6 protein-coding genes are annotated in these 6,061 nt (G+C 43.0%); 4 read left to right on the top strand and 2 right to left on the bottom strand.

Annotated features, from left to right (window positions below):
* Positions 1-323: 323 nt before the first annotated feature.
* Both KGY70_15695 and crtI (KGY70_15690) read right to left on the bottom strand, forming a co-directional pair.
* Positions 324-965 carry a carotenoid biosynthesis protein gene (locus KGY70_15695; protein ID MBS3776640.1) on the bottom strand — a complete coding sequence of 214 codons (642 nt, stop codon included), beginning with the start codon at positions 963-965 and terminating at the stop codon, positions 324-326.
* Positions 962-2,431 (bottom strand): phytoene desaturase, encoded by a 1,470-nt coding sequence (crtI, locus tag KGY70_15690; protein MBS3776639.1) that lies wholly within the window; start codon positions 2,429-2,431, stop codon positions 962-964. The genes KGY70_15695 and crtI (KGY70_15690) overlap by 4 nt, the downstream gene beginning before the upstream one ends.
* A gap of 123 nt (positions 2,432-2,554) precedes the next feature.
* Here crtI (KGY70_15690) and crtI (KGY70_15685) point away from each other — a divergent pair, with 123 nt between their 5' ends.
* The 4 genes from crtI (KGY70_15685) to KGY70_15670 all read left to right on the top strand — a co-directional run.
* Entirely contained in the window at positions 2,555-4,060 is a 1,506-nt protein-coding gene (gene crtI, locus KGY70_15685) for a phytoene desaturase (protein MBS3776638.1), read from the top strand.
* On the top strand, positions 4,017-4,856 hold the full coding sequence (locus KGY70_15680; GenBank protein MBS3776637.1) for a phytoene/squalene synthase family protein: 840 nt from the start codon (positions 4,017-4,019) through the stop codon (positions 4,854-4,856). Before crtI (KGY70_15685) ends, KGY70_15680 begins: the two co-directional genes overlap by 44 nt.
* A gap of 5 nt (positions 4,857-4,861) precedes the next feature.
* Positions 4,862-5,578 carry a lycopene cyclase domain-containing protein gene (locus KGY70_15675; GenBank protein ID MBS3776636.1) on the top strand — a complete coding sequence of 239 codons (717 nt, stop codon included), beginning with the start codon at positions 4,862-4,864 and terminating at the stop codon, positions 5,576-5,578.
* Positions 5,535-6,061: 4-hydroxy-3-methylbut-2-enyl diphosphate reductase (locus KGY70_15670; GenBank protein MBS3776635.1), on the top strand; the 527-nt coding region annotated here is incomplete at its 3' end. The genes KGY70_15675 and KGY70_15670, both read left to right, overlap by 44 nt.

Below are 6,061 nucleotides of genomic sequence, written 5' to 3'. Positions count from 1 at the left end.
GTTCCGTCGTGCTGTCGTGCTGTCGTTCTTTCGTGCCGTCGTTCTTTCGTGCAGTCGTGCAGTCGTTCCGTCGTGCCCCAATCTCCGAGACGCAAGCATTGCGTCTCTACTGCTGTAGCTGTAGCTATATCGCTGCATACTGTTTAGTGTTTACTGCTTTAGTGCACTATCCGCTCACTACTCAAAACTCACTACTATCCCTCCTCCCTGTGCCCGTCTTCCCGTCTTCCCTTCTTCTCCTCTTCTCCTCTTCCCAGTTCTCGTCTTCTTCCTTTCTTCCCCTTCGCCTTAGCCTTAGCCTCAGCCTCATTTAGCCTCAGCCTTCACAGCGTCAAATTCAATGTTCCAAAAAACATCACCAGAAAGAGAAACAAATAAGCTGCCAACGGGTTCAATGTCTTCACCTTCATAATATGAAATAATCCTGCAAACAGGAATGATATGGCAAACCAGGCGGCATAATTCTGCAAGGGAGGAACAGAGGCTTCCCAACTCCACATATCCAAAGCAATGGCCACAGGCTCGATAAGAAAATCCATGCCCACCATCAGGATGGCCGTTATTGCTAATTTGAGCAGGACTTTCTGAGAAATTCTTTCTGCGAGAAAATAACTGCAATAAATCAGTATGGCCCAATTTAGCGCGATGATCGCGGGTATCTCAGCTACCTTCAGGCCGAGAACCGGGCCATAAGAATACTCCCCAAAAACTACTCCGGTATGAACACCGATCGCTTCCACTGCGAATCCTGCCAGGGCAATTAAAATTATTGCGCCGGCAAACCGGAGGTTCCAACTCCCGTGAAAGGCAAACAATATCACTGCGCTTATAAGAAGGGTATAGGGTGTCAATGGCACATAAAGGCCACGCAAAGAAGGTATGCTGATCCCGATAATCCCAATGAAATAAATGACAAACAGGAAAATCCTCGCCACAAGAATGGGCTTGTGTTCCGTATTTTTCATTTCCCCTTAATTTTATCTTCAACGATTTTCGCGGAAGCCAGGCAAAGGGGTATGCCTCCACCGGGATGCACACTTCCGCCGGTGAAGAAAAGGTTTTTGTATTTTTTGCTAAAATTCGGATGGCGGTAAAATGCGGCGTATTTTCCGTTGGAGCTGTTCCCGTAAAGCGAACCGTGCCAGGCGGATGTATTTTCCTCAATGGTTCCGGGGTACATTACCCTTTCCGTTGCAATGAATCGTTCAATATTGATCCCCAGCATCCGGTTAATTTTTAATACAATATTCCTTCTTGCATTTTTTATAAGCTTCGTCCAGTTCTGCCCGGTGTTTTCCGGAGCATTGATCATCACATACCAGTTTTCGCTGCCAACAGGTGCATCTTCGCTAATGGCCTTAGAACTTATAAAGATATACACGGTAGGATCTTTGTAGATGAGTTTGCGATTGAACAGATGGTGAAATTCCGCTCTATAATCTCCCGAAAACAAAATATTATGCATCTTCAGATTGGAAAAACGGTTCATGACGCCCCAGAAAAAGATCAGGGCCGAGGAGGACTTTTCCGGTTTGAGGTGTTTTCGCAGGAATTTTTGATTTCCTAATAAATGGGAATAAAAGTAATGTACATCGGAATCATTCACTACATAATCAAACCGGTATTCTTCCCGATTTGTAATCACCTTTTCTACCTCATTATCCCCCGTCTCTACCCGTTCAACCGGCATACCGAAACGAAATTCCACACCCTGTGATTCAGCCAGTTTCTGTAAAGCCTCAACTATGGAATACATTCCTTTTACAGGAAAATATACGCCCATATTGTGCTCCAGATGAGGAATGACATTTAACGTACCCGGTGCCCGGTAGGGGCTGGAGCCGTTGTAGGTGGCATAACGGTCAAAGAGCTGTACCACCTTTTCACTGCTAAACCACTTTTGATTCACTTCATGCATGGTTTTAAATGCATCAAGCTTGTGAAAATTCATCAGGGCCTTCAGGCTGTCTTTATTCAACAAATTCCGGGGATCATGAATGGAATTAAACAAAAAAACATTGGCTGTGAGATCGTATAAATTATTGCTTTTTTTCAGGAACCGGAGAATTTTCTGTTCAGATTCGCCGGTTTTCGCAGCCAGTTCTTCTGCAAATAGCTTTTGATCAGAATATGCGTCAATCGTGGTAGCGTCTTCATAAAAGTACCGGCAGCTTTGGTCCAGCGATTGAAAGGTAAAATATTCGGAAGGATCTTTGCCTGCTTTCAGAAACAACTCATTAACCAATTCAGGCATGGTAAAAACAGTAGGGCCTGTATCAAAACGATAGCCATCTTCTCTCAGTTCACCCAGCTTACCTCCGGCTTTTTCATTTTTTTCCAGCACAGTAACCCGAAATCCATCCGAGGCAAGACGTATTGCTGAAGCCAATCCACCAATCCCCGCTCCAATGATCCCGACATGCTTTTTCATTTATAAAAATTTTTTTACCTTACAATCAAATGATTTAAAAAAAATTGTTTAAAATTAAATATTATTTTTTAAACAAGGAAACACCGAATTTTGTTACTTACGAAAATACGTAATTTATATTAAATGAAAAAGAAAGTGCTTATTATCGGTTCGGGTCTGGGAGGTTTAACTACAGCCTTAAGACTGGCAAAAGACGGCTATGAGGTTGAAATGGTAGAAAAATATCACCAGGCAGGGGGAAGGTTAAATCAACTGAAAAAAGATGGATTCACCTTTGACCTGGCCCCTACTTTTTTCAGCATGAGCTATGAATTCAGGGAATTTATAGATTATATGAACATGGATATGCCCTTCGAATTTGTGGAGCTCGATCCTTTATACCAGGTCAATTTTACCGGTTCCGAAAGATTTTTCACCATATATAAAGACATCGACAAACTGGCCCGGGAGTTCAGAGACATCGAACCCGGCTTCGCCGATAAAATGAGGAAATTTCTTAAAAGTGCAGGTGCAATCTACCATGACACCGAATACCGCGTCATAAAGAAAAATTTCAGAAGTCTGCCGGAATATCTTTTTCAGCTCACCAAAGTTCCCATAAGGAATGCACCGAAGATGTTCCACAGCATGTGGAAAGAAATGGAAAAATATTTTACCTCTTACGAAGTGAAAGTCATCTTTTCTCTGGTGGCATTTTTCCTTGGCGCCACTCCTTTTGATACGCCGGCGGTTTTCAGCATGCTTACCTATACCGAGCTGGAACACGACGGTTATTATAATGTAAAGGGTGGCATGTACAAAATTGTGGAAGGCCTGCTTGAAGAAATGCAAAAACAGGATATTGCCATCCGTTACAATACAGAAATTGTAGATTATTATGAAGAAAACGGAAAAGTGAAGGGATTCATTGATCACCGTGGTAACCGTCTGGACGCCGATCTTTTCGTAGTGAACTCAGATGCTGCCTGGTTCCGGGGAAAGATATTCAACCGCAAACAATACCGTGAAGAGAAGCTGTACCGAAAGAAATGGACCCTTGCTCCTTTTACTATGTACCTCGGCGTTAAAGGAAAGCTGGATAATATACATCACCATAACTATTTTCTGGGGAACAATTTTGAGGAATATGCCGGAAAAATATTTAAAAACAGCATCAGTCTGGAGAAGCCTTATTATTACCTGAACGTACCTTCCAGACATAATGAAAACACCGCGCCACCCGGACATGAAGCACTGTTTGTCCTCTGTCCGGTACCTGACCTGAGGTATAAACCCGACTGGAGCGACCGGGAAGAGCTAGCCGGCAACATCATCAACGACCTTTCGGAAAGGATCGGTTATGACATCAGTGCCAACCTGGTGTCAAAAACCATCCTTGATCCGGTGAGCTGGAAAAACATGTTCAATCTATATAAGGGAAGCGGACTCGGCCTGGCCCACGACCTCACCCAGGTAGGTGGCTTACGGCCCAACAACAGGGATGAAAAATTTAAGAATGTATACTACGTGGGATCATCCACGGTTCCCGGTACGGGATTGCCAATGGCTGTTATCAGTTCACAACTTGTAACCAAAAGAATAAATCATGAGCAGAGATCTGTACACAAAAAACAACCTGCAGTTAAGTAGATTGACCACCATGAATTACAGCACATCCTTCTCCCTTGGTGTAAGGATGCTAAGCAGGAAAATACGCGACCCGATTTTCGCTATCTATGGTTATGTACGTTATGCCGATGAGATTGTAGATACCTTTTTCGGCTATCCCCAGGAGGAAATGCTAGAAGAATTCATCCATGAAACTTACAGGGCCATAGAAAGGGGAATCAGCACCAATCCGATACTGGACAGTTTTCAGATGACTGTCAACAAATATGGTATAGAACGGGAGCATATCGACGCTTTTCTGGAAAGCATGCGGATGGATCTTTATAACCACAATTACGAAAAATCCGAAGTAACAGATTATATATACGGATCTGCTGAAGTAGTAGGACTTATGTGTCTAAGGGTCTTTTATTATGATGACGATGAGCAATATGAGTTTTTGAAATACCACGCCCGTAAACTGGGAGAAGCCTTTCAGAAGGTAAACTTTCTTCGGGATATTCAAAGCGACTATTCCGACAGGGAAAGGATTTACTTTGCCGACATCAGTAACAACGGATTCTCCGCTGAAGTAAAAAGAAGGATTGAACAGGAGATCCAGCATGATTTTGATGAAGCTTACCAGGGAATCAAAATACTCAATAAAAGAGCGCGCTTTGGAGTTTATCTGGCTTATATATATTATCAAAGACTGTTCCGTAAAATCCGAAAATCAGAACCCAATGTACTCATGAGTGGTAGGATCAGAATTCCCAACAGCCGGAAAATCTCCTTGCTTTTACAGGCTTATTTACGCAATTCAATGAACCTGTTTTAAATACAATGGAATACAGTAATTTCACATACCTGTTCTTATTGCTGATTGCAATAGCATACCCACTGGCAAAAAGCTTTGAAAGCAGAATTCGGTTCTATACAAAACTGAAATACATCATACCGGCTATCATCATCACCGCGATTCCTTTTCTAATATGGGACATCATTTTTGAAAACCACCATATCTGGTCATTCAGTTCCGATCATACCATTGGGGTCAACATGCTCGGCTTGCCCCTCGAAGAGTGGTTGTTTTTCCTCATCATCCCCTATGCCTGTTTCTTTATTTATGAAACGGTGATATACTTTGCAGGAAGGGTCACATTCCGCTTTATACGCCAGACAACTCTCTTCCTGGCTTTCTTTTTGTTCCTTGCAGGCCTGTTGACAGTCCATCTGAGTTATACCTTTGTCAGTTTCATACTGGCTTCCGTTATATTGTTCATTATCGCCAACAAAAAGCATATTGCAGTTCACCTGAGCAATTTTTTCAAGGGATACCTGGTATCATTGATTCCATTTTTTATCATCAACGGGGTTTTAACAAAATTACCGGTAGTATTGTACAACAATGAAGAAAATCTGAGTTTAAGAATTTACAGCATACCTGTTGAAGATGCGGTATATTTATTAAGTTTGCTGTTTATCAATTTCTCTCTGTACGAAATTTTCAAACAATATGACCGGAAAAGGCAGGCTCAGGCTCAAAACGGAAATAGATGACCGATCGGGATTTTGTTTTGGCGTCGTCAAAGCGATAAAGAAAGCGGAAGAGCTCCTCGATCAGGGAGAGGAGGTTTATTGTGTGGGGCAGATCGTGCACAATGAAGAAGAGGTGAACCGCTTAAAAAAGAAAGGTCTGACCACCATCAGTCATAAAGATCTGCCAAAGTTCAAACACAAAAACATCCTGTTCCGCGCCCACGGAGAACCTCCCGAAAGATACAGCAAAGCCCGGGAACATGACAACCGTATCGTGGATGCTTCCTGTCCGATCATACTGAAACTTCAAAGGGACATCAGGAAGGCACACGAGAACGGGGAAAACATTTTTATATTTGGCAAGCACAACCACCCGGAGGTTATCGGATTAAACGGCCAGAGCGGCAATCAGGCCGTAGTATTCGACTCGCTGGAGGAACTCCGTAAGAAAGATATACCCGGGCGGCTGACATTGTTCAGCCAGACCACCATGAGCCTGGACGA

The organism is Bacteroidales bacterium, from assembly GCA_018334875.1.
Classification (GTDB): Bacteria; Bacteroidota; Bacteroidia; order Bacteroidales; family UBA12077; genus JAGXLC01.
The sequence above is the reverse complement of the archived record's forward strand: the minus strand, read 5'-3'. Positions and strand labels throughout refer to the sequence as shown.

Coding starts and splice junctions, on each gene's coding strand:
- crtI (MBS3776638.1), top strand. CDS start 2,555: ATGAAAAAGAAAGTGCTTATTATCGGTTCGGGTCTGGGAGGTTTAACT.
- crtI (MBS3776639.1), bottom strand. CDS start 2,431: ATGAAAAAGCATGTCGGGATCATTGGAGCGGGGATTGGTGGATTGGCT.
- KGY70_15680 (MBS3776637.1), top strand. CDS start 4,017: ATGAGCAGAGATCTGTACACAAAAAACAACCTGCAGTTAAGTAGATTG.
- KGY70_15695 (MBS3776640.1), bottom strand. CDS start 965: ATGAAAAATACGGAACACAAGCCCATTCTTGTGGCGAGGATTTTCCTG.
- KGY70_15675 (MBS3776636.1), top strand. CDS start 4,862: ATGGAATACAGTAATTTCACATACCTGTTCTTATTGCTGATTGCAATA.